Source organism: Njordella calcicola (genome assembly GCF_056494125.1).
On sequence record NZ_CM151396.1, the window covers coordinates 6,181,583 to 6,204,703 of the forward strand.

Sequence of the window (23,121 nt, forward strand, 5' to 3'; positions counted from 1 at the left end):
CTCCTCTATTTGAACATCAGAATATGGTGAGGCATTAGAGCGGGACTTCCAGTTTGGACAACGACAACCTCGAACTGACCGAAATCGATGAAGCCGCCTAAAGATACTGAAAGCATTCATCTGTGGCTGCGCGCCGCAGGCATGATCGATCTCGTGCAAGGCGAGACCTACTTTCTGGCGTTTCAGAGTTTGCCGCTGGATGCAGAAGTCTATGCCCAGCTATGCCAGCGGCTGCCACCGATCTTGGCATCACTCAGCGATTCACTGGGAAGCTTTCGAGCGTTTCAAGCGTACGTGGCGAGGCATGTGGATGATGCGGCCGAGTTGTCGGAGCTACTCAATGAATTCCGTCGGCTGGAGAAGCTGCTGCGAGCGTTTGATTTAGGTTCGGTCGTTCAAAACTGGCTGATCCAGCAAGAGGTAACACTTCGACGAGCCGACGGATTGCCTGCTCTGGCGGACTTTACTGTGCAGGTGGAAGCGGCCATAGAAGCGGCAGCCGCTGGTGATGCCGGGCGCGGTTCGGCCGCTCGGAAAGTGCTGCAGATCCAGCGTTCAATGCTTATCGATATCGCCATGGAGCAACTTTACCAGGGCGTATCGATCGAGCTATCTTTGCAGCGGATCTCGTTGCTTGCCGACACTATTATTCGATGGTGTTATGATCGCTGCTATCAGTCGCTTATCCAACGTTTTGGAGTACCGCAACGAGAAGATCGCAGTGTGGCTCGAGCCGCATTGATGGGTGGTTTAGAGCTAGGTGGCCAAGAGCTAAATCTTGATACGCCGATTCAACTGATGTTGTTGGCAGATTGCGCAGGAAAAACCAATGCCGCACGATCGATCAGCAACCGACAATTCTTCGAGCGATTGGTACACGACATCGACGACATGCTGGGCGGCCCTGATCAACGCAATCGGTTGTATGCTCTCCGCTGGACGGTCTTGCCCAATGCATTTAAATCGATGGTGCAAGATTTCGATGGAGCATCTCAGTACTACGATACGAAAGGTCGGACTTGGGAACGACAAGCATCGATCCAGTTGCGTACCATCGCTGGCGATAACGAGGCTGGTGCGGCGTTTGTCAGTTCGTTGTATCCGTGGATCTATCGTCGATACATTGTCGCAGCGGATGAGGCTGGCGTCGGCGTGTTGACACGTAAAATCTTGCGACAACTTTCGGGCCGCGAGTACTTGCGCTGGGATGATGCGAACCCTGCTCAGGGCGTGCAATTGATTTCCAAGACGGTGCATCTGTTGCTATTGACCTATGGGCATCAAACCGACGCTCTGCGGACGTTGAATACCTTCGATGCCATCAGAAGTTTACAGCAGCATAAGAAGCTGACGGATCAACAGGCGTTGTCGCTGCAGGAGAATCTACGAGCCTTTAATCAGCTAGTTTTGGAATCGAATTTGGACAAACGCCCCAGTAAAGAAGGTCGTTTCCATTATCGTCGCCAACGCAATGCTAAAACGTTTGAAGCCACAAAGAACACACTGTTCGATGTCTTGCTGGACGAGCAACCAGCGGCTAGTTGGCCAGCGGAAGAATCCGATTTGATCATGGACCCCTCGCCTCCTAAAGCGTGGGTGGCTCACGTCTTGCGAGAGTATAACATCGATGATCCGCAAGCGACGTACGATTTGTTATCGCAAATGGGGGAAGAGGAGCTATTCTGTCTTTCAACTCGTCAGTGTCGCTATCAGTTTGCGCAGATTGCGCCCGCGCTACTAAAAGTGGTTTCCGCCACGCCGGCACCGCTCAGCACACTGCATAACCTGAATCGAATCGCTCAATCATTGGGCGGTAAAGCGGTCCTGTGGCAACTGTTCCTCAAGATCCCGGCGACGATGAATGCCATGGTGCGATTGTCTGCCAGCAGCCCTTACTTGACCAATCAGTTGACACAATCGCCAGGGATGATCGATGAGCTGGTCGATTCGCTCTTGCTGGGGCGTTTACCATCGCATGCTGAGGTCCACGGCACGTTAGGCAAGCTGGCTAAACGCGAAAGCAACACCCAAACGATCGCGGAATTCAAACGCGCTTTTATGCTTCGAATTGGAATCCGGCATTTATTGAATAAGTCAGATTCCAAAGAAACGCAACTTGCTTTGTCGGAGGTTGCCGATGCGATCGTAACGAAGCTGTCAACGAATTACTGGAGTGAAAACGACGGCGTAAAAGTCGCTTCAATGCACTCGAGATTGGCCGGGCGCTATGCCATCTTTGCGATTGGTCGTTATGGCGCACGGCGCTTGAATTTTCGAGATCGATTGCCAATGCTATTGGTCTATCGCGCTGATGATTCTGGGTCGATCAATGACAGTGGTTTGATGGTACAGCATGTTTACGACAAGCTGGGTCAGTCGATTTTGCAGCAGATTCAATCCACCTCGGTAGGAGATCGCATGTACGAAGCGCAGTTTCGTTGGGGGCCCATGCAAGGGCGATCCCAATTAGCGCTTTCGCGACAAGATTTGATGACGATCTTCAAAGAGGCCTCGATTGTCGACAAAAGTGCGACAAGAACCATGCGGTTGATTGCAGGTGATATCGGGTTTGCCGAGTTGGTTATGACAAACCTCGATTCCCTGTGGACAAGCGCTGATTGGTCGGCGGTCGTCGATGCGTTGAAGTCGGCTCGCGATCGAATGCGGCGACGTTCGGCCGACGATCGCAAATCGATCGCTATTGAGCAACGTCTGGCAGAATGCAGTGAGTTGCTGATTCAGTTGCGAGCTTTTGGGAAGGAGCGAACGGAATATGCCACCGAACAAGTCGCCGTAGAGTTAAAGGTAGGCGAACTGGAAGTCGCATTGCAGCTAGTTTGCAAGTCTTCATCGACTGAGCTTCGCAAAGATGTCGATAGCCAGCGGCGATTGGCTTACTTTTTATCCGACAAGGACTGGAATGCGGTATTGGATCGCGTGGAAGGCATCGAAAACGACGTCGTCAAGCTGTTGGATAGTTTTCTTTCTGGCGCTGTGCGTCAAGTTCAAATGCCGGTCTCTCAAACGGGTTCTCGCGATAGTAATCTTTGCCTTTGAGCATCAGCCACAGCGACGATAGCAGATAAGCGGGCACGAAAAAGATTCCCCAACGTTCGTACTGACGAACATGCACCATTTCATGTTCAAAGGTCCGCTGGAATGTGCTTTGGTCGGTCGCCAGAATAACATGGCCAAACGTGATCGCAGCCGCACCTCCGGCAATCGGTGCCCATCTGAGCAAGCGCTGGACCTGGGGCCCATAGCACCCCAACACGCCTTGTTGAATGACAATTCTCGCGCCGCTAGCGCGAGCGAGACTTACCACCCCCAGCGCAAGCAACGACCAGGGACTTGCCCAGAAATAAGCCAAGCCGCGGAGAACCAGACGTACCACAAGCAGCTACCTGAAGAGGAAAACAGAACCATCGAAGTCGCGATTATGCCTGTTGTGACACGGATTTGTCGAGCCACACGGATTGGAATTCAAGCGAACGCGGGCTTTTTCGTTTTCGGCCCGCGGAAAATGGTCTAGAATATTGGGATAGTTTTGACGGAATCCGAAACCTTCCTTCCTCCTGACTAGGCGGTCATTTGAATCCGATCCGAGTGCCGTGCTCCAGTTGCGGCGGAAAGCTTGTCATTCGCTCCGAGAAATTTCTGGGGCAAGTCGTCACATGCCCTCGTTGCAAAGGGCCCGTGCAAGTCCCTTCGTCGTTGGATGCCAAAGCGTCCCCTGCGAGTTTGCCGTTAGACTCCCAAGCGTTGACATCGGTCGATCTCGACTCGCTCAATCCCGACCCACCAGCGGCTGCGTTGGGGGGCACTGACCGTGAAGCTCCGCCCGTCTTTTCGGAAGCGCTAACGCGGGAATTCGATGGCGTCGATGAAGCGCTGAGTGCGGCGTCCGGTTTTGCTCCTGAGCAGTTCAGTGCGAGCCGCCAAGAGGCTGCAGGCGATGTCGCTGCGACGCCGTCGGCGATCGAAATGGGAGATGTTTCCGCAGCCGATCCAAGTCAAGTCTGGCAAACGCCTGCATCTCAGCGCCGCCAGGTTTACTTACTAGCCGGTTTAGCGATCTGTATCTTTGCAATTTCTGCAGTCGTGTTGATTGCCTTTTTGAGTTCAATGCGAAGCAGCACTCAGCCGGTGGTTGCTCAAAACGATCAAGCTCCCGATCCTGCCGCAGAAGTGGCCACACCGCCAGCAACAAGTTTGCCAGAGAACCCGCCAGCCAACAGTGAAACTGCGGCTGGTGCAATCGAGCCCGCGACTCCTGCTGCGGACGTGGCCACGCAAACTCAACTGGACGCTAGCCCCACTGCGACCAGTGGTGAGGAAACGTTGGCTCCGGGTACTGTGGGCAACGACAGCCTTGACGTCCAAACGCAAACGCAAACGCAAACGACGTCGCCGGCAGTCACGACGGGACAAAGCTTAGATCAACTGCCAGCCGATGATCCTTTGAAATTCTTGTTGGGCCCCAAGCTTGATCTCAACGTTGACCCAACCGCAGCTCCACCATCGCCGGAGAATCAAGCCGCAGTGAGCCAAGACGTGCCTGAGGAGCTGAAGAAGTATGCGGGCCTGTTTGACTTGGGCAGTTTGCCGATGCTGCCAGAGACAACGATCTTGAAGCCAGACGAAGTCGATGGTGGCAAAGTCGGAATGGAGCAAGTTGAGATTGGTGCCTTGTATCATCCTGATCCAGCAGTCATGCCCATTTGGGACGAGATCAAGGGGACACAGATCATTCGCCTGAGGATTCCAGAGCTGCCGTTGCTTGAGACCCTCACCACGCTAGAGAGTGCCTTCGGTGCACCCTGCGATTGGGACTTGGCGGCCATTCGCATGCACCACATCGACTTTGCAAAGCGTGTTTCGGGACAGTACGAAAACACCACGTTGGAAGCGGTCTATTTGGATTTGTTGAGTCAATATGATTTGACGTTGAATTCATTACCGGGCTTGCTCCCCAGAATCGTACCGCTGGCAAGTCCGACTGATACGCTGCTAAACAAGATCGACTTGGCACCATGGTTGGCCAACGACGCAACAGCGGAAGCGTGGCTGAAATTCTTCCAAGCGTTATTTCCAGAGGCATCGCAGCAGCTCAGCCTGCAAAACAGCGAGTTGACCATTTCGGACGATCTGAGCGGTGAAATTCATCGCGAGGTTTTGGACGTCATCGCTCAGATAAAAGGTTTGCGGATTCCTGAAACGCAAGCAAGTGGGGAAGACCAAGCTGTCCCGCTGGATGATTCACCCAGCTTGGCGATTGTCGCCCAATCGTTGCAGAAGCTAGGCCAACAGCATTTTGCGCGACGTCGGCCGGTGCCTTTGGTCTTAACTAAAGCGGCGGAAGAGTTCGGTTTGTCGATGATTATTGACTGGAATGAGTGTTGGCAGCATGGATTGACGCCGCAGGCATCCACGGTGGTGCTTACAAAAAATCGCACTTTTGCACAGGTGAGTCGTTTTATCTTGGATGAATACGCGTTGACCGTAGTTGTCGATACTCTGGGGCGGTTGGTGCTAACAACGCCGACGGCTCAGCGGCAGATGATCCATTACCAGTTGATCAAGATGCCCGATGAAAGCAACGTTGCAAAAGTGCGGCAATCGCTGCTGCCCCTGTCACCGATGGATGACCAGGGCCGAGCGACGCTCAAGGTCATCGCGCTGCCTGGTCAGCGATATTCGCAATACTGTGTCGCGAGGATTTGTGCTCCCTCGGTGGCTCAACTTTCCGATCCTAATTTGTCCGCAGCCTTGAATCTTTCTATTGCCGATTGAAGCAAATGCAAGAATAGATCATCATTCTCAAGTTGTTTGTCGTCTTCTTTTTACGCTAACTAGTAATTGTCAGGTTTGCCTAGTGTCCAGTCCGTCACGTAGCGGTGTTTTTGAACAAGCCACAGACCAACGCTTGATCGCCTACGGCGAAAGCATCTCATTTGACTATCGGCTTTATCGGCAGGACATTCGAGGCTCCATTGCGCACGCACGGATGTTGTGGAAGACGGGAATTTTGCAAGAGTCGGAATTCGTTGCGATCGAGAAAAACTTGCTAGAGATTCAAGCGGAGATTGATGCTGGCAAGATGGAATTTCGAGCCGAACTGGAAGACATTCACATGCATATCGAACAAGCGTTGATAGATCGCTTGGGAGATGTGGGACGCAAGCTTCATACGGCGCGAAGTCGTAATGATCAAATTAGTACAGATATTCGCTTATGGGTACGTGAACAATTCGACTTTGTTGATAAACTATTGCGAGAGTTGCAGCTTGCGTTCCTGCATCGATGCGAGAAAGACCATGATGTGGTCTTGCCCGCATATACGCATCTGCAACGAGCTCAACCGGTATTGGCTTCCCATTACTGGTTAGCTTATATAGAAAAGTTCGCGCGAGATCGAAGTCGGCTTGCCGATTGTCGTCGACGATTAAATGAGTGTCCGTTGGGAGGAGCAGCCGTGGCCGGTACCTCCCTTCCAATCGATCGACGACAAACGGCTGCCGAACTCGGCTTTGCCGCGATTGCTGCCAACAGCATCGACATCAGCAGCGATCGCGACTTTGCTGTAGAAGCGGCGTTTGTGTTGGCGATGATTGCGGAGCATCTCAGCACTTGGAGCGAAGAGTGGATTATCTGGTCCACGGTCGAGTTCAATTTTATTCGCATGCCACATCAGTTCTGCACGGGCAGTTCTATCATGCCGCAAAAGGTCAACCCCGATACCTTGGAGTTGACACGAGGCAAAGCGGCCCGTGTGATCGGCAACTTGCAAACATTGTTGATCCTCATCAAATCCTTGCCGCTGGCTTACAACCGCGATCTCCAAGAAGACAAGCCGCCGTTGTTCAATTCGTTTGACACCGTCATTGCCGCGCTCGAGCTAGCGGAGCCGATCGTTCGTCAGTCGGAATTGCAGCGAGAATCGATCGCCGCGCGTTTAGAGGAAGGTTTTCTCGACGCCACTACGCTGATGGAACAACTGATCAAGTTGGGCATGCCGCAACGGACAGCTCACCATCATGTCGGCTCCCTGGTCGGTTTAGCCAAAAAGCGGGGAGTCCGGCTGGTCGACTTGACGGATGAGGAGTTTTTGTCGGTTGAGCCGAATTTGCGGCCTGGAGACCTGCGGAATTCGCTTGGCGTACGCGGGGCGGTTCAAGCGTATCAGTCGCTGGGCAGTTCGAATCCGCAGCAGGTGCAGGAACAAATCGCTCGTTGGACAAATTTATTGACCAAGCCGGATTTGGTTAACTACAATTTGACGTAAACGATCTGCAGTGGCGGGTTTGGCTGGATGAACGTTGGTTGATTGGAACGATAAATACCAATAGCCCAGCCGCGCTTGTTTCTTGCCAGCTCGTCAGACTTCCACGCTCTCAATTTTTGCCTGCCATGCAAGACCGCTGTAATTCGCAAAATGGTTTCAATTTACTCCGGTTCTCCGAGGCTTTTTTGCCGAAGCGATGGCTGAGGCTGTGCGGCTGCTCGGCGTTGGCCGCTGGGCTGTTGAGCTTTCATGCTGCCGCGCAGGCTCAGGACGATCCGTTTGGTTCCGGGGATGCCTTCGGCGCTCCGACCGATTTTGACGCGGGCTTTGATGCCGCCCAGCCTAGCCCCCCACCCACCCCCAGCGGTTCGGCCAATCAAGCCGCGCTTCCGGCCAACGCAAATATCGTCGTTCGCATGTTGCGAGAAGATCCGCCGCAAGGACTGATGGAAATTGCGCGAGCGGTGCAGTTGACATCTCGCCTGAAAGAATGGGGAGAAGTGGCTCGCTACATGGACCAACTTGCTCCATTGGTAACCTCCGCCGCTCAAGCCGAAGCGCTGACGGAATCCTATGGCAGCGATCTGTGGTTGAAGCTAGCGGTCGAGCGAGCATTGACGCAACCGCAACGCGACTTAGCCGTTCGCATCCTGGAACTGGTCAGCCAAACGCGCACCGCGCCGCAGACCATCTCGCAAGCACTTGCTGGCTTAACAGACTCTGCTGCCGTGGAACGCAAACGTGCGGCCATGCGGCTGCAACAAGCGGGCGTTACTGGCCTGGATGCGGTTATTAGCGCCGTGGGGGCAGGCCAATTGACGCCCAGCCCAATCGTCGTGGATTTGATCGATTCCTTTGGTCAATCCGGAGTCAACGCTTTATCCGCTGCACTGAACACAAACGACCAAGCTCAACGCAATCGGCTACTGTTTGCCTCTACCGCATTCATCGGTAAAGGCATGTTGCCTCAGTTGTCACTGGCAATCCATGATCCCGCCGTCAATCCCGAGGTGCAGTCGGCGATCGAGGACCTGATACGGTCTAAAGGGCGACCTGTCCCCAGCGTCAACCAAGCCCGCAGCTATGTGGGGCAAGAGATCGGACGCTACTTGAATTTATCCAAGACAGTTCCCAACGATGGTGTGACCGAAGACCTAACGCCTTTGTGGTTGCTTGATCCGAAAGGACAAAAGTTGCAGTTGGCACAAGCGAACCCAGCGGTCTATTACCTTCAGAAGGCCGCTGAAAAATCGGTCGCACTGTTGCGTATGGAAGACGTGGTCGACGATGCCGCCGTCATTGCGGCCGTTGCGCTGCTTCAACGTGATTATGCTGTCCAGCAGTACGTGCGACTAGATTCGATCAATCTGAGATCGGCCTCGCCGCTCGGAGAGCGAGCCGAAATGTTTGCCACACGTCAGACCGATCGGGCTTATTGGGTCAGCGTCTATCGAACAGCCGTCGTGAATGGCTTCCATGCCGCCGAACTGCGAGCGTTGCAGCAGTTAGGCACCATGTCCGCCGAGAGCCATCTGCATGGCGATGTCACCAGTGTACTGCTGGAAGCTGCCGCGTCGACGGTACCAGCGGTTCGCTATGCGGCTCTGGAGATACTGCTTCAATCCAAGCCGCTTCAGACGCAACCGCAAGTCGTCCACACCTTGGCGAAAGCAAGGCAAAAACAAACGCAATTTGTGGGCTTTCCCACCGCCCTGGTGGTGGGAGGGTCGCCGGAACTGCGACAAATCGCAATCGATCAACTGTTAGAGATGGGAATTGAGTCGCTGGAAGCGTCCAGTGGCCGCGAAGCTGTACGTCAGATCCAGCGGTTTATGCCGCTGGAATTCGTGCTGGTCGTTGACCGTGTGTACGACATGTCGCTTTCGGAAACCGTCCAGCGAATCGCCGCTTACCCCGCGACGGCTTCCATACCGTTGGCGATCTTAACCCCAAATTTGACGGATACAGAGTTGGTCGTGCTAAATCAATCACCAGGTTTGGTGTATGGCACCTTGACTCGGTCTGAAAATTACATGGCTAGCGTAATTAAACGAATGAATTCGCTGGCAGATATTCCCCTGCCAAGCCGATCCGATAGACTAGTGTGGACTGGTATGCTCAGCGAGCCACAGGCGGAATAAGGAAAACGGCTGGCAGAGCGACCGGTCGCCCAAGTAGAACAGGGCAAGTCAGTTATTGAATCCAGGTCAATCAGCCGTTGAGCGTTAGCTCACGGTTTCCAAGAGAACCGATGCTAACGCATTCCGGCTAATCGCGCAGACTGAAAAACTGACTTGCCCTGCCAAGTAGATCCAGCCCCGAGGCGGAGCTTTGTTTCAAGCTTCGCATTCGTATTCCGCGATTTCGTGTTCCTCAGTTGAAGTTGACGCTTGCGTGCCTAACCACGGTTCCTTCGATAACGATTCTCATCAAGGGAGTCCCATTGCGGGGATCATCGGTAATAGCCCCGCGATGCAGGATATCTACCGACTGACGCGCCGCGTGGCCCAGACCAATGCCAACGTCTTACTGTTGGGTGAAACAGGGACCGGCAAAGAGTTGATTGCCAACGCCATCCATTGTCTGGGGAATCGCGCTGGCGGACCTTTTGTGAAAGTGAACTGTGGTGCGCTAAGCGAAAGCTTGTTGGAAAGCGAACTATTCGGCCACGTGAGAGGTGCCTTTACCGGAGCGGTCAATCATCGAGCGGGTCGCTTCGAAGCTGCCCACAGTGGCACAATATTCTTAGACGAAATCAATAGCACATCGTTGCATCTTCAAGTCAAACTGCTGCGAGTGTTGCAACAAAAGCAATTTGAACGCGTCGGCGATACCACAACCATCACCGTCGATACACGCGTCGTGGCCGCCAGCAATCGCGATTTGATGGAAGAAACGCGAGCCGAACGTTTTCGCGAAGATTTGTACTGGCGTTTGAACGTCGTCCCGATCGAAATCCCGCCGCTGCGCAAGCGCCGCGAAGACATCCCGCTGCTGGTCGCGTATTTTTTAAAGTATTACAGCGAACTAAATCGCTGCTACGTGGTCCATATCCAGGAAGAAGCCCGCCGAGTGCTTCAGGATTATCACTGGCCCGGGAATGTCCGCGAACTGCAGAACTACGTCGAACGAGCGGTCGTCATGGCCGATTCCGACGAGTTGACGGTCGATCTGTTACCGCCCTACGTCTTGGGAGGCAATCAGAAACCTGCGATGACTTCCATGCGAGCGATGGACTTGGACACACTGACCACCGAACTGGTCAACGAAGGCATTCGAACCAGCCCGACCGACGCGGAAGACCTTCACCCGCGAGTGGTCAATCGGGTGGAACGAGAGCTAATCTTGCAAGTACTGCAGCAAACCGGCTACGTGCAAACCAAAGCGGCCACGCGTTTGGGGATTAACCGCAATACCCTACACAAGAAAATGAAAGAATACGGGATCGAGGACAACGGACCACCTGAATCGTGAAAAGTGCCCCGTGCCGCTGCCGAATTTCCGTGATTGTCACTTTGGTTTCTGCGGGAAGTCGACTAAATTTAAGGCAACTCGTTTAACCGTCCGCTGTAGGCGTACGCGACCGGCAACTCGTTTAACCGTCAGGCGTACGCGACCGGCAACTCGTTTAACCGTCAGCCGTAGGCGTACGCGTCCTCCATTACAACTCGCGTTTTCCTTGCAGGATACTCGCGGATTACTAACCCCCTCGCTCCTTTAGATTTAACCCACAATGGCTCAATACGACCTGCCCTTCGACGCTTCCGCACTCCAACGTATCGCACAAGACCACCCCACGCCATTCCATGTGTACTGGGAACCGGGAATTCGCCAGCGCGTGCGAGATCTGCAGCAGGCCTTTCATTGGAACGAAGGTTTCCAACAGTATTTCGCCGTAAAAGCGACTCCCAATCCGAACATCGTCGCAATCATGTTAGAAGAAGGTTGCGGCACCGATTGCTCCAGCGTCGCAGAGTTAGTGATCAGCGAGCGGCTGGGGATTTCCGGTCACGACATTATGTTTACTTCGAACAATACGACCTACGAAGAGTTTGCGGAAGCGACCAAGCTAGGCGCGATTATCAATCTGGATTCGCCAGTTCATATCGACGACATTGCACGCTTGCCGGAACTGCCCAGTTTGATTTCCTTCCGTTACAACCCCGGTGCTGAACGCCGTGGCAACGTCATTATCGGCGACCCACAAGCGTCTAAGTTCGGCAGTACCCGCGAGCAGATCTTTGAAGGTTACGCACGATGCAAGGAGCTGGGCATCGAACGCTTCGGCCTGCATGCCATGATCGTCAGCAACGAATTAGAAGTGGGCTCATTGCTGGATACCGCCAGCATGTTGTTCAAACTTGCCGTTGAAATTTACGAGAAGACGGGCGTCAAAGTAGAACTGATCAACTTGGGTGGTGGCATCGGCGTGCCTTATCGTCCTGGCCAGCAGCCTGTGGATCTGAATGCTTTCGGCAGTGGCGTCAAAGAGCTGTACGAGCAGATTTTGGTTCCTGCCGGATTGGCACCGCTACGCATCTTGATGGAAAATGGTCGAGCGATGACGGGTCCGTTTGGATATTTGGTCTCACGCGTGATCAACAGCAAGCAGACTTACAAGGGCTATGTCGGCGTAGATGCATGCATGTCGAACTTGATGCGTCCTGGCATGTATGGAGCTTATCATCACATCACGGTTTTAGGCAAAGAGAATGCGGCCCATGACCACGTGTGTGATGTCGTAGGCTCTTTGTGTGAGAACAATGACAAGTTCGCCATTGACCGTCCTATGCCGCAGGTAGATCGGGATGATCTGGTGATCATCCACGATGCGGGTGCTCACGGACATTCGATGGGTTTCCAATACAATGGTCGTCTGCGATCGGCCGAATTCTTGTTGCAAGAAGATGGCAGCTACCGTCAGATACGACGTGCAGAAACCTTAGACGATTACTTTGCAACCGTCGAATTCCCTGCACCGGTTGAAGCTCGCTCCACCGCATCGGCTTGCTGATCTTGCTATCACGGTTTCTGGGCTGTGAATTGATTAGCCGCTGGGCGTTAGCCCCGGTTATTCAAGGAAACCGGGGCTAACGCCCGTCGGCTAATGGTGCTTAGGTTAGTTAACCAATAAACTCACCGCCTTTCCGCGTAGATCCCAAGTGTATATTTCAAATCGCTAGGGTTTGATGTGAGAAGTATGCATCGAACAACCGAGTTGCGATTTAAGACTACTTCCATTTCTCCATCAGGGTTTCGACCAGAATTTCGCGTTTCAAAGCGATGCTTTCGAACTCAGGCCACTGCAGCTCATCTTCATTGAATTGATGCCAGTGAAACTCGACTGTTTCGTCGGTATCTTGGAGACTCCAGTCTTTCGTAAGCGGAACCTGTTGTCTGTGGAAATTCTTTCGCACTATTTTTTTGGGGCGGTCCACGAGTCGATAATCGTCAAAGGTGGTTTCGCTAAATAAACGCGTGGTGACTATGCCGTTTGCCTCGGCATGCAAGTTGCCTCGAAATGATAGAGTTCGACCGGGAGCGATTAACGTCTCGCTGTTAATGTTTCCAAAAGCCGATGATTGCCTCGTGAGCACCAAGACACCATCAGGTCGGCGGCGGATAGACTGGGAACTGGGGATAGCGTGCTGTTTTGCTTGTTCAAGGTATGCTGAGCTTGACAGTTTACTCGTGCGCGGAAAATAGTCAGTTGCAAACTCGACACGCGGAACTTCGGACACGTCTAAGAATCTCCAGAACTCGTAAGGTCCACTGACGGGTTTTCCATCGTAGATAACCGTCGCCGTTCCGTCTATTTGATTTGCCGCATGCTCGACCAGCAATTGATCAGATAGGGCTTCGCGAAATGCGCTACGAACTCTATTATTGCCTTCGCCTGCCGGTATAAGAAACGCTGGATCAAGTTTATCGTTTGGGTCTCGGCTGCGCACTATTCGTCGCAAGATAGTGCATCGCTCTGCATCGTAATCGAGCCAAATGCGATAGAACGTTTTTTGCTCGAGGATAGTCTGAGTATTACTGTCTCCTTCTGGTGTTGTAAGAACCGTCGCCCGATGACGGATGCTGACCTCAAAATTCCGATACGAAAGCATCATGGCTTCGCTTCCTCTAGCAAGACTCTCCTCGATATCAGATTTATCAACCTGAGCATGAATTGGTCGTATTGATGATAAAAACATGCAAACCGCTAAAAGAGCAATTGAGCGCATGACTAGCCTCATACCACATTTCGTGAGTTACAAATACGGATCAACAACGAAGAGTTACTGCAAAGCGCAGGCGAAAGTGAGCGTTAACTCGTCAAAAAAATAGAACCCCAACATTCACTCGATACACTTGACCATCGACGTTCACGACAACGACGCCCTCCTTTCCCAGCTCGTGCCTCTTGATTTCCTTATTCAAACTGACAAACAAACGATAGATACTGCGATTGACATGGACCGCCTTCACCTCGACATCGGCCTTCGCCAGCCCCTTTAATTCCACGTCTGCCGATACCGCTGGCAGCAAAGTGCGATCCTGCTTCTTGAGGCCAGCCATGGCCTGAAATTTGTCGCTAGCAAACTGCAGATCCATGATGGCATAACTTTCAAACTTCTTGGTGGACTCATCGAACTGGAACACCAATTCCAAGGGCGATATCTTGATGGGTTCGTCTCTGACAATGTCGACAATTACTTTCTGCTGCGGTTGGCCCTTATAAGGCGAATGCAATATCAGCTCACCCACACAGCCTTCGGCTGGAATCTTTTCCACGTCAATGGACAGTTTAACCACTGGACTCCCTTTCGAATCTTTGGCTATCTCGGCGATCGTGACGGGCAACGTCTCCGAGGTCTCGATGCGTACTTGATTGAGCAACTGCATATCGCTCAACAAGAACGCTAACTCTTTCACTTTATTTGAGCCTCCGTCGCTATTCTTCGGCACTCCGATTCGATAATTGCTGGCTGGAAATTTTGCGACTCGCCCGAACGAAAGGGAGCAATTGACATAGATCTCCTCGTAGGCACCGCGGCATTGAATGGGCAACACAATCGTCTGCGTCAGCGATTCTGCTTTCAGCTCCGTCAATTTGATTTTTACTTTACCAAACTCGCCAGGTTTAATCGGGGCACGCGGCAACTGCACATCCCGGCACTTGCAACCCGTGACGGCGGTGACCAGATGAAGTTCCTGAGGACAACGATTTTCGAGAATCAAATCAATCTCCGCTGGGTGATCCAAAGAGACATCGGTGAGATCAACCGAAGCATTAAAGACGAGATTGTCTGAAGGAAAAACAATCACCGATGCACGGTGTTGTTCATAGGACTCTGAAGCATCATCGGTGGGCGTTTCGGCCAGCAGCACTGGCGTTAGTGCGCTTTGCCCACACCACAACGTCATCGCCATCGCAAATCTTCCAGTCCATCTCAGCAGCATGATTGCACCTCACCGAGCTAAAAGAGACGCAATCCAAATGAGGCTGCGTGAGGCAGACACGATATGTTCTACCCGCCTTGCATTATAAAGTGTGTGTGTGTGTGTGTGTGTGTCAACAACTTTTTTCACGTTTTTCGGAAGGCCCGCTCAGCCTGGTTCTCTTCAATCGACCAACGCTGTCGGTAAGATCCAGCACTTACGCTTGATCGACCTGTCTTCACGAAAACGCTGGTAAAAAACTTCGGCGCTCATAAACTGCAGTGGTTCATGAACTCGCTGGAGCAATTACTACGCTGCCAGATTTTAGCCTATACTCATGACGAGCATAAATATCGGAATTCGAACATAACGCGTTTTAGACGGAGGCGATGATGGTGCGCTGGGTGTTGTTTCTTGTGCTGTTGTGTTGGACTTCCCGTCATGTATCTAATGCGCAAGGCCTTATCTTCATCGACACATCTTTCGAGAACGCATCGCCATTACATTACCAGATTCAAGACGATGGTGTCGTCCAAGTCTACTTGATGTATGACCACGAGCGGAACTCTACCAATCGCGCCGCTGGCCATTGGCATTTTGGTGTAGAAGGAACCCCTAATACGACATTGACGCTGGTTCTCAACAACTTTTACAACGTGTGGAACGGCACTCCGGGATTTCCCATCTCGGATAAGACCATTATGTTCCATTCGACAGACGGCCAGCAGTGGACCGCCGCCGACACCGAGTTGCTGGACGGTAAGGATCGAGTTCAATTGGAAGTTCCGATTGGCCCCACGGGCAAAACTTATGTCGCCAGATTACCGCCCTACCGCATTTCCGATCTTGACAAGTTGCTGCAGGAGATTGCCACGCATCCTCAGGTGAAAATCACTGACATTGGCCATACGGTTCAGCACCGCCGGTTGGAGATCATCCAAGTTGGTCCCGATGATGCGCCTCATAAGATATTCCTGCGAGCTCGAGCTCATCCTTGGGAGCCCGGCGGCAATTGGGTGCTGGAAGGCATGGTGCGCCACCTACTAGAATCTTCGCCTCAAACTGACTACTTCGAACGCTTTGCGTTATACATTTTGCCGATGGCCAACAAGGACGGTGTTGCCAGCGGTCGAACTCGCTTCAACATGCTTGGTCGTGACCTGAATCGCAATTGGGATGTCCCCGCGGATAAAGCCCTATGCCCTGAGAATTACTACCTAGAGCAATGGCTGAACAAGACGCTAACGGACGGTAAACGGCTCAAGCTGGCAATTGAATTACATAATGATGAACGAGGCTTGTTGCATATCAGTCGCCCCAGCGGGATTGATTTGGAATCATATCTAGCACGCATGAACCGCTTCGAAACTTTGCTTCGTGATAAGACTTGGTTCCGCGAAGGTTCAACACAAGCGAGCTTTAGCAATCCGGGCTCTTTAGGCGAAGGCTGGCTGGCTCGATTCGGCACTGACGCTGTGGTCCACGAGCTCAATTGCAATTGGATCGAAGGCTTACAAGCTCATCCATCCAATGAAAATTGGAAGCTTTATGGACGGCAGCTATGCGATGTTTTCTATGAGTACTGCGAATGGTAGGAACGTTCCTTGCTTGCAGCGGCAGGACTCATGCGGTTAGCAACCAATCCCATTGCGAAGACTGGGCACAAGGCCCAGTTTCGCGTCTCAGTCTGCATTTTGGGAGGAATCCACTCATGGCTTCGGACGGAAGCAGCCCAAGCATTTTAGAAAATCAGTTGTTGTCCTGTAGGCCGGAAAAACAAACAAATCCTCTGCTGGTACGTCGGCAACCTGGAAGTCAAAAGGCTGCGATTATTCAAACGGTAGTATCATCTGACTCATGTGTGAGTCCTCGTCGATCGAATCACCTTTCGAATTGCGTTTTGCAAGTTTCGCTGGTTTGGATTTTGCCAGAGCTTGGACCACAAGTTCGGCTCGAATCGCTCGCTCTGCCAGCAACGCCGCAACGCTGGCTGGTGTCGTACTGTTGACCGTGCGTTCCAGTAATTGTTGCGTGGGTCGCATCCGGTATACTTTCTTGGCATTTTCATAAGCCAATTCGCACCATCGGTCATGCTCCATCATTTGCACCAGTTTGAGCCAGTTACCGCTGCTTTTCTGAAAACCAAATCCCTTTAAGCTGAGTTCCGGGAAGAGGCGATGCATCGTTTGGGCCAATCTTGAGATGTCGATGTACTCTTCATTAGTGACTTCGATCATACGCATCGACCATGAGATTGCATCCAACAAGCGATCGGCCAAATGTATTGCATCGCTGGAGATTGGCACTTTCGCCAGCGTCTCCTTCGGAACTCGAGAATTCGCGATCTGCCCCCTGGCCGCTTCACTGTTGGAGCCAGCGATCGGCGACGGCGTTGCTTTCCGCTTAACTTCTCCAGCGGCCGGCGACGAGCCCAGCAGGATCAGATCGTCACAGGATGCCCGCAGCAGTGCACTTGCGCTGCTTTGCTTGGCGACGAAGACGACTTGGCGATTGAGTTCACGCAGTCTGGACGCCAACTGTACAAAGTCGCTATCGCCAGAGACCAACACAAAAGTTGAGATGTAGTTCTTGGTAAACGCAATCTCCATGGCATCGACGACCAAACGTATATCCGCTCGATTCTTTCCGCGTGGTGCCGACGGTAACTCAATCAAGTCGATTCCAAGCCGCAAAAGATCATGTTTAGCGGCAGAAAATCGGCTCCAGTCACCGTACGCTCGCTTGATCAAGATTCGCCCGCGAGCAGAGAGCGCTGCAAACAAGTCACTGATCGCGATGTCCGCTGAATGGACATTCTCATGATCGATTAAGACCGCTATTCCTTGCTCATCTGACACTGAAACGTCCATGTCTGCATCTCGCGCTTTGAGCCCATCCAAAAAGGGGTCTGACTCTTTCGCCTCTAAAGGGTCAGACCCCTTCTCAGTTGGGCGTTTAATATGATTGAAAGAATTCACGAATCACTGGCAGTAAATCTTCGTGGATAAGTCCATTGGTGGCAAGCAGACTGCTGGGACAATGACAAGAAATCGTATCGCCAACACAATCGGTTGCCGTGCCGCCAGCTTCTTTCACCATCAAAAGACCGGCTGCCATATCCCACGGCTGCAATTCAAATTCAAAAAATGCGCCATAGCTACCGTCAGCGACAGCGGCCAAGTCCAGAGCGGCTGCTCCAAAACGCCTGATGCCGTGAATGTGGTGCCGCATGAGCGTTTCAATACAGCGCAGGGTAGCCGCCATCGCTTTGTCGCGGTCGTAAAAAAATCCGAAACAGAAAAGCGAGTCTTGAAACTTCGTTTCACTGGACACTCGCATCTTCAGGTGTCCGTTGTAAGCTCCCTGTCCGGCAACGGCGAAATACCAGCTATCGGTAACCGGATTATGAACGACACCCAGTTCCGTCACATCGTCTCGTTGATAGCCGATCGAGACTGCAAATTGCGGTACATGGTGTAAAAAATTAGTCGTACCATCCAGCGGATCTACAATCCATAGTCGCTCGCATGGCGAGGTCGCAGCAAAGGACTCTTCCGACATCAATTCAGAACCAGGATCCGCTTCCAATAACATTTCATGCAGGATTCGCTCGCTAGCCAAATCCGCTTCACTGACAAAATTTGCCCGCCCCTTGTCAGTTACCCTCATATCGCGGCGAAAATACTTCATCAACTCCTGCCCGGCAGTCTGCGCCGCTTTCACAGCCTCCTCAAGCATTGGATGGTCCAAACCGGATGGAATCTTGGGGGTCGTCATGATCAATTTCACTTGCGTACGAGGAGCGGCTAATCCATTGCTACCAAGTCTGAGCCTTTTGCGATGGAAAGTCAACCGGCGAACGTCTGGCAAGGACTTCTATCGCCCTGAAGACAAACCCCCATGCATCGGAGTATACTGATCAAAGTGCACTGTGCTCCCGCCCGCCAACAATCCTCCCGTATCTACTTCCCAATCTGCGAGTGTTTATGCGAAAACCTCTGCCCGCCGCGATCACGGCATCACTCTTGTCGATTATTTTTCTTGCCACACAAGCTCAAGCCCAACGGTTGGAGATTCCTCGTCGACACGACCGACCACCAGGGCCTGCTATCAGCGCTGCCCAAGCTGCCTTAAAAATGTCGGTGCCCGCAGGCTTCCATGTCGAAATCGTGGCCGAAGAACCAGACGTCATCAATCCTGTCGCTATGGCCATCGATGAGAAAGGAAGATTTTGGATCACTGAAAGTTTTGAGTATCCACGCACGTCCCCTGGCGTAGGTCGCGATCGAATCAAAGTGCTCGAAGATACCGACGGCGATGGCAAAGTCGACAAGGTGACCATCTTTGCAGAGGGCTTGAATATCCCATCGGGCATTGCAGTTGGCCATGGTGGCGTCTGGGTTGCCAATGCACCTGATCTACTTTTTCTGGAAGACACCGATGGCGACCTGAAGGCCGACAAGATCACGACTTTATTAACGGGCTTTGGCCGCACCGACACACACGAATTGCCTAACGCGTTTACTTGGGGCCCCGACGGTTGGCTGTATGGACTGAACGGTGTCTTCAATTATTGCGATGTACATTACACAACAGACAATCCCAACTACCGCGACGATCATCCAGGATGGAAGTTCACGTGCGCAATGTGGCGTATCAATCCATGGACCAAAGAGTTCCAAATATTCGCTGAAGGCACAAGCAACCCCTGGGGCATTGCGATGAACAACGTGGGCGACTTTTTTATCTCGGCCTGCGTGATCGATCACCTGTGGCATATTACCGAGGGCGCATACTATATTCGCCAAGGTGGCCCATATCCGCCACACACATGGCCCTTACGCTCCATTGTAAATCATGCGCATCAGAAAGCAGCTTACTGTGGCATCACCTACTATGACAGTGATGCTTACCCTGCAGATTACCGGAATGTCTTATACATGGGCAACATCCACGGCGGTTGCTTAAACGCCGACGTTGTTGAAGCGAAAGGCAGTAGCTACTTTGGAAAACCCAAACCCGACTTTCTCACCGCCAATGACGCTTGGTTTATGCCAGTCGCTCAGTTAACAGGACCTGATGGTTGTTTGTATGTGCTAGACTGGTACGACCAATACCACTGTTATCAGGATGCAAACGCGGACCCTGAAGGCGTCGAACGCGCCAAGGGGCGATTATATAAAGTAGTCTATGACGGCAAAGATCCGTCGGCTAAACGTACTAGGCTGGCACCGCGCGATTTAAGTTCACTGTCTGATGTCCAATTGACTGAATTGCTGGGCAGCGAGAATGGTTTCGAACGCTGGACCGCCCAGCGTCTTTTGGCCGAACGTTCGAATGACGCTTCGCTACAGCCGCTGCAAGAGATCGTGGCTGATCGGAATTTGCTGGAGCGAACGCGGTTGCATGCGCTATGGTCGATCGGTGGCATGAAACCCACCCAGGCTAGCTTACAAACCATCGCCGCTATTGCGGATGCCAGCGAGCCCAGTTTGGCGATTTGGGCCATGCGATTGCTCGGAGATTCCGCATCACAACCGACCAGTCAACACCAGATTGCAGGCTTGGCTGCAGCCAACTCTACCGCTTTTCAAAAGGCACAAAAAGATCCCAAAGTTTGCTTGGAGATGATGACCACTCTGGCGAAAGCTCACAGCCTTTCTCGCCAGCAACAAGTCAGCGGAATTGCCACCCTGGCAGCCTTCCATGCCCACGACGAGACAATCCAACACGTCGCTTATAACCGCCTGCGTCAATTGGCCGATGACCCACAAGCCTTTGCAACGTTGGTCTCGATATACAGCCAAGCTGACGATCTTGGGCCTTATGCCAAGCAATGGGCCGTACGTTTGGTTGAATGGAGTCAAGCGGCTAGCGACATCCCAGCCGAGCAAACCGTCGATTTGGTCAGCGTGCTGTTGAATCATTCAGCGAGCAACACCGAACTTGGCGAGTCCGCTTTGCGTTGGATTCACAAGCTTGCGCTCACGGGGCAACGCGACCAAGCGTTGTTTACTGCGATACAATCACGCTGCTTGAATCAGATCCAAGCTTTGGCCGACAAGAACCGCAGCCTGCAGACAACAGCAACATTAGCCCTCGCCAGTTTAGGCGATGAGGGCGCACTTGAGCGAGTAGAGCAGATCGCGATGAATACTCAGTCCAGTGGTAACAATCGTGTCGACGCTGTGCGTACGCTGATTTCGACTCAGCCCCAGCGCGTCAGCGAGTTGATTCCCTCGATCTTGAACAACCGGGAAATTCCTGTCGAAGATCGCGCCTCAATCATCGACACTCTGGGCACGATGCAAACCAATCAAGCGGCTCAATGGCTAGCGTCAAACTTTGCCGATTTGGAAGGCAACTTGCAACCGCGAGTTATCGAAGTGCTCACCCAGCGGCCGACCTGGGCTAGTCTCCTGCTGCAGCAAGTGGCCGCTGACCGCGTTCCCAAAGATCGCTTCAACCTCAATCAACTGCGCCGATTAGCTACTTTTCAAGATAAAGAGTTACAAAGCCAAGTTGCTAGCTTGTTCGGCAGCATTCGCGAAGGTAACTCCGATCAACGCAATCAAGTGGTCAATCGCATGCGTGATATGCTGGGCGGTATGCCCGGTGATCCATTTGCTGGTCGAGCGGTCTTCAAACGAGTGTGTTCGCAATGTCATGTTATCTACGGCGAAGGCTACAACGTAGGCCCTGATATCACTCGCAATGGACGCAACAATTGGCAGCAGTTGATCCAAAACATTTTTGACCCATCTGCCGTGATTGGGCCAGGCTATCAAGCTGTTCTTGTAATGACGGAAGATGGTCGGGTGCTGACTGGGTTACCAACCGAAGAGACGGAACAATCCATCTCACTGAAGATGCAGGGCGGCAAAATCGAAACGATCAATCGCATGGACATCGAAGAACTCAAACGCAGCGACGTGTCGCTGATGCCGGAACAAATCGAGAACCAGATGACCAGCCAAGAGATCGCGGATTTGTTCGCGTTTCTTGCACTCGACAAGCCACCCGAGGACGACTCTGCAATTCTACTTTCCGGCGCGCCACCTCATCGAATTCGTGAAACGAGCAAGCCTTGAGTTCCACCGGCAAGGGATCGCATCCGATTGGTCTGACATCGGCCACTTTTTTAGTGGTCGCCAATATGATTGGCGCTGGAGTTTTTACGACTTCGGGATTCTCGCTCGCCAGCCTCGGGTCGCCGGTCTATGTGTGGCTAGCCTGGTTGGTTGGAGGAGTGGTTGCGATTTGCGGCGCGATCAGTTACGGAGCCTTGGGAAAGTATTTCCGCCAGTCGGGGGGCGAATATTTGTTTTTGTCGCGGGCGATTCATCCAGCCGCAGGTTTTATTGCAGGTTGGGTTAGCTTGCTGGCGGGATTCACGGGAGCAATCGCGTTTGCAGCAAAGACCTTCCCGACATATTGTCTGCCGCTATTCAATGCGGAACTAAACTACCAAACGCATCGCCCACTGTATGTCGCGGTGTCGATTGCGATGATCGCGGTGGCAGCGAGCGTCCATTCACTGCAGTTCAAGTTCGGTTTACTCACACAGAATACGCTGGTTGCGATCAAGCTAGGGCTGTTGGCATTGTTGATCAGTCTGGCTGTCTTTGTCCCCACCGTCGAATACTCCTCGGGCACGTTGGATGTGGGGGCCTTTGCGGTCGCTGTTATGTGGATTTCTCTGAGCTACACTGGCTATAACGCAGTGATCTATGCAGCATCGGAGGTCAAGGATGTCGAGCGAACGTTGCCGCGAGCAACGATGCTTGGCACGTTGTTGGTGACTGCGATTTATCTGCTGCTCAATTATGTGTTTGTCTTCAAGGTCCCTGGAGCGATCGTAAGTGGTCAAGCCGACATTGCCGCGTTATCGGCAAAGCATATTGGAGGGGTTTGGTTAGAGATATTGACGCGCGGAGTGATTTCGTTGGCCACATTGACGTCGATCTTTGCGATGGTCATGCTGGGACCGCGTGTTTATTCGTTGATGGCCTATGACGGTTGGTTGCCGCGTGTCTTGCGACGGGCATCGAGCCCAGTGGCGATTTGGTTTCAAGCGTTGCTGGCGATCGCGATTGTTCCATTTGTTTCATTCCAAGATTTGCTGAGCTATCTAGGATTGACACTCTCGCTGTGCGCGGCGCTTAGTGTTTGTTCGATCTTTGTGCTGCGTTATCGTGGCGAGCAAGTATATGTACCGCTGTGGCCCTTGCCGCCCTTCTTGTTTATTGTCGCAACCGTCGTGTTCACGACGACTTCGGCTACCGTCAACCCTATCCAAGTCCTTGCGGCTCTGGGCACCATAGCGGTGGGGCTCATCACGTATCAATTGATCGTCAAACTGCGGCCAACCCCGGCGGCAAATGAGTCGCCGTCTGAGCCGAAATAGT

14 protein-coding genes are annotated in these 23,121 nt (G+C 52.6%); 9 read left to right on the top strand and 5 right to left on the bottom strand.

Annotated elements, in window-relative coordinates; genetic code table 11:
- Positions 1-87: 87 nt before the first annotated feature.
- A complete protein-coding gene (gene glnE, locus SH302x_RS23805; RefSeq protein ID WP_479365369.1) occupies positions 88-3,057 on the top strand; it encodes a GlnE family protein in 2,970 nt (989 codons plus the stop codon).
- Here glnE and SH302x_RS23810 read toward each other — a convergent pair.
- Positions 2,963-3,394: a hypothetical protein gene (locus tag SH302x_RS23810; RefSeq protein ID WP_479365371.1), complete on the bottom strand. Its 432-nt coding sequence runs from the start codon at positions 3,392-3,394 to the stop codon at positions 2,963-2,965. The genes glnE and SH302x_RS23810 overlap by 95 nt on opposite strands.
- A 302-nt stretch (positions 3,395-3,696) precedes the next feature.
- On the opposite strand from SH302x_RS23810, the gene SH302x_RS23815 reads away from it, so the two are divergent.
- From SH302x_RS23815 to SH302x_RS23835, 5 genes are all read left to right on the top strand, one after another.
- Positions 3,697-5,793, top strand: a complete 2,097-nt coding sequence (locus tag SH302x_RS23815) for a hypothetical protein (protein ID WP_479365373.1) — start codon at positions 3,697-3,699, stop codon at positions 5,791-5,793.
- A gap of 82 nt (positions 5,794-5,875) precedes the next feature.
- Positions 5,876-7,285 (top strand): argininosuccinate lyase, encoded by a 1,410-nt coding sequence (gene argH, locus SH302x_RS23820; protein WP_479365374.1) that lies wholly within the window; start codon positions 5,876-5,878, stop codon positions 7,283-7,285.
- A gap of 125 nt (positions 7,286-7,410) precedes the next feature.
- Positions 7,411-9,426: a PleD family two-component system response regulator gene (locus SH302x_RS23825; protein ID WP_479365375.1), complete on the top strand. Its 2,016-nt coding sequence runs from the start codon at positions 7,411-7,413 to the stop codon at positions 9,424-9,426.
- Positions 9,427-9,739: 313 nt separating this feature from the next.
- The gene (locus SH302x_RS23830) at positions 9,740-10,759 is read left to right on the top strand and encodes a sigma-54 interaction domain-containing protein (protein WP_479369312.1); all 1,020 of its coding nucleotides are present in this window, start codon (positions 9,740-9,742) and stop codon (positions 10,757-10,759) included.
- A 259-nt stretch (positions 10,760-11,018) separates the two neighbouring features.
- Positions 11,019-12,299, top strand: a complete 1,281-nt coding sequence (locus tag SH302x_RS23835; RefSeq protein WP_479365376.1) for a diaminopimelate decarboxylase — start codon at positions 11,019-11,021, stop codon at positions 12,297-12,299.
- A gap of 217 nt (positions 12,300-12,516) precedes the next feature.
- Here SH302x_RS23835 and SH302x_RS23840 read toward each other — a convergent pair whose 3' ends face one another.
- Together SH302x_RS23840 and SH302x_RS23845 are read right to left on the bottom strand one after the other, a co-directional pair.
- Entirely contained in the window at positions 12,517-13,401 is an 885-nt protein-coding gene (locus SH302x_RS23840; RefSeq protein ID WP_479365377.1) for a hypothetical protein, read from the bottom strand.
- A gap of 205 nt (positions 13,402-13,606) precedes the next feature.
- Positions 13,607-14,734, bottom strand: a complete 1,128-nt coding sequence (locus SH302x_RS23845; protein ID WP_479365378.1) for a DUF1573 domain-containing protein — start codon at positions 14,732-14,734, stop codon at positions 13,607-13,609.
- 368 nt (positions 14,735-15,102) lie between these two features.
- On the opposite strand from SH302x_RS23845, the gene SH302x_RS23850 reads away from it, so the two are divergent.
- Positions 15,103-16,308 carry a M14 family zinc carboxypeptidase gene (locus tag SH302x_RS23850; protein ID WP_479365379.1) on the top strand — a complete coding sequence of 402 codons (1,206 nt, stop codon included), beginning with the start codon at positions 15,103-15,105 and terminating at the stop codon, positions 16,306-16,308.
- 234 nt (positions 16,309-16,542) lie between these two features.
- On the opposite strand, the gene SH302x_RS23855 is transcribed toward SH302x_RS23850, so the two are convergent.
- Both SH302x_RS23855 and SH302x_RS23860 read right to left on the bottom strand, forming a co-directional pair.
- Positions 16,543-17,691, bottom strand: a complete 1,149-nt coding sequence (locus SH302x_RS23855; protein ID WP_479365381.1) for an NYN domain-containing protein — start codon at positions 17,689-17,691, stop codon at positions 16,543-16,545.
- Positions 17,669-18,490 carry an inositol monophosphatase family protein gene (locus tag SH302x_RS23860; RefSeq protein WP_479365382.1) on the bottom strand — a complete coding sequence of 274 codons (822 nt, stop codon included), beginning with the start codon at positions 18,488-18,490 and terminating at the stop codon, positions 17,669-17,671. Before SH302x_RS23860 ends, SH302x_RS23855 begins: the two co-directional genes overlap by 23 nt.
- A 209-nt stretch (positions 18,491-18,699) precedes the next feature.
- On the opposite strand from SH302x_RS23860, the gene SH302x_RS23865 reads away from it, so the two are divergent.
- Both SH302x_RS23865 and SH302x_RS23870 read left to right on the top strand, forming a co-directional pair.
- Positions 18,700-21,804, top strand: a complete 3,105-nt coding sequence (locus tag SH302x_RS23865; RefSeq protein WP_479365383.1) for a PVC-type heme-binding CxxCH protein — start codon at positions 18,700-18,702, stop codon at positions 21,802-21,804.
- Positions 21,801-23,120, top strand: coding sequence for an APC family permease (locus SH302x_RS23870; protein ID WP_479365384.1), 1,320 nt, complete (start codon positions 21,801-21,803; stop codon positions 23,118-23,120). Before SH302x_RS23865 ends, SH302x_RS23870 begins: the two co-directional genes overlap by 4 nt.
- Position 23,121 lies beyond the last annotated feature (1 nt).

Coding starts and splice junctions, on each gene's coding strand:
- glnE (WP_479365369.1), top strand. CDS start 88: ATGAAGCCGCCTAAAGATACTGAAAGCATTCATCTGTGGCTGCGCGCC.
- SH302x_RS23825 (WP_479365375.1), top strand. CDS start 7,411: ATGCAAGACCGCTGTAATTCGCAAAATGGTTTCAATTTACTCCGGTTC.
- SH302x_RS23835 (WP_479365376.1), top strand. CDS start 11,019: ATGGCTCAATACGACCTGCCCTTCGACGCTTCCGCACTCCAACGTATC.
- SH302x_RS23840 (WP_479365377.1), bottom strand. CDS start 13,401: ATGATGCTTTCGTATCGGAATTTTGAGGTCAGCATCCGTCATCGGGCG.
- SH302x_RS23845 (WP_479365378.1), bottom strand. CDS start 14,734: ATGCTGCTGAGATGGACTGGAAGATTTGCGATGGCGATGACGTTGTGG.
- SH302x_RS23850 (WP_479365379.1), top strand. CDS start 15,103: ATGATGGTGCGCTGGGTGTTGTTTCTTGTGCTGTTGTGTTGGACTTCC.
- SH302x_RS23860 (WP_479365382.1), bottom strand. CDS start 18,490: ATGACGACCCCCAAGATTCCATCCGGTTTGGACCATCCAATGCTTGAG.
- SH302x_RS23865 (WP_479365383.1), top strand. CDS start 18,700: ATGCGAAAACCTCTGCCCGCCGCGATCACGGCATCACTCTTGTCGATT.